General features: G+C 65.9%; 1 protein-coding gene. It reads right to left on the bottom strand.

Features of this window, described 5'->3' with window-relative positions; genetic code table 11:
* On the bottom strand, positions 1–1500 hold a 1500-nt coding region (locus I8N66_RS37205), incomplete at its 3' end, for an IS1634 family transposase (protein ID WP_291165556.1).
* Positions 1501–1697 lie beyond the last annotated feature (197 nt).

Raw genomic sequence — 1697 nt, 5'->3', positions numbered from 1 at the left:
GACGAAGATATGGGCCTCGATGCGCTCTTCGAGCTGGTGGAAGATGGGGCGCAGCCGCAGGTCGTCCTTGAGGTTCTTGAAGGCGGCTTCGATCTCGACGAGCTGGATGTAGAACTGCCACAGCTGGGCCGGGTCATGGCCGCAGAGGTTGCTGCGCAGCAGGTATCGGCCCTCGCGCTGGCGCACCCGGCGGAGCTTGGTGCGATTGAGGGCGAAGCTGAAGGCGGTGCCGTCGTCAGCCACGGCGATGTCGATCAGACGCCAGGCTGCCGGCGCCTTGGCCCGCGCAGCGCCCAGCTTCATGAGCAGCTCCTTGCGGTCGAGGTCCATGGTCGACACCTGCTTGAGGCGGGCCCACAGGCGCTTCAACTGCCGCTGACGCATGGCGCGCTCCTTGTGAACCCGCATGCGGCGGCGCGCCAGCACGTAGAGTTCCTGATCCTGCGGCAGGAGCTTGACGTCGACGCCGTGGCGCACGCTCTGCCAGGGCTTGTCCAGCAGGGCCTTCTCCAGCTTGCTGAGCCGCCCCTTGGGCGTGCCGACCAGATAATGGATGGGCGGATCGGCCTGGCGCATCTGGGCCAGGACGGCCTCGGTAGGAATGCCACGGTCCATCACCCAGATGCGGCGCGCCCGGCCGTACTGGGCCTCGATCTTGTGCAGGAAGGTGCGCAGCGTGGTGTTGTCGGCGGTGTTGCCCGGCAGCACCTCGTAGGCCAGCGGAAAGCCTTCCGGCGTCACGATCAGCGCGATCACCACCTGCACGCAGTCGCGGCGCTTGTCACGGCTGTAGCCGTAGCGGCGCTTGTCCGCCTCATCCTCCGGCGGCGCCGACTCGAAGTAGGTGCTCGTCAGGTCGTACAGCAGCACCTCGAACTGCGCCCCGAACAGATCCTGCCAGCGCTGCCGCAGATGGCTGAACAGCGCCGCCTTGTGCGCCGGCAGCTTGTCCAGGCAACGATACAGCGCGTTCTTCGCGACCAGCCCGTAGTCCTCGCCCAGAAGATCGCCCATCGCGCTGTGCTCGAACCACTGCCGATGCAGGCGCCACTCGCTGCCCGGATCAATCAGCCGATAGCACACCAGCGTCTGCACCACGTGCCGCCAGCACGTGCCTTCGCGCGAGTCCGCCAGGCGCGCCGCCCAGAACCGGTCCAGCTCCAGCTGCTCATAGAGCTGACAGGCCAGCCAGCACGCGCCCCACTGCCGCGGCCGATGCAACCGCATCCCGGCCAGCCGAACCTGAACCCCATACTCCTGAGCGTGCGCCGGCACCGACCGATCGGCGGGGAACAACGCCAGCTGCCGCTGGCGTTGCTCGTCTTCGTCAAACGCCTCGATCACACGGCACCACGCCTCGCGCTGGCTGTCGTTGATCTCGCCCAGATACAGCACCGGCCGTTGCACCACCCGACCACCCGAGCAGCGCTGGCTCTCCACTATGCTCCAGTAGCGGTGTTCCTTGCCGTCCTTGAGCCGGCGCGTGTAACGCAAGTACATGGACCGCGAGTCTACGCCCAATTCACCAGCATAAAAGGCACTTGGTCTTCACTACAGCCGCTCGCCGACCGACACCCCTTGAAATGATTCGCTTTTTCCCCCTTTCCAACCTCAAAATTGTCGTTTCAGCCCTCCAGTTGGGAAAGTTGGGCTAGATCACGGGCATCCCGTCCGCCGGATCTTCGGGCCGGCTGGCC

It is taken from the genome of Ensifer sp. SSB1, from assembly GCF_016652895.1.
Lineage (GTDB): Bacteria > Pseudomonadota > Alphaproteobacteria > Rhizobiales > Rhizobiaceae > Ensifer.
The sequence above is the reverse complement of the archived record's forward strand: the minus strand, read 5'-3'. Positions and strand labels throughout refer to the sequence as shown.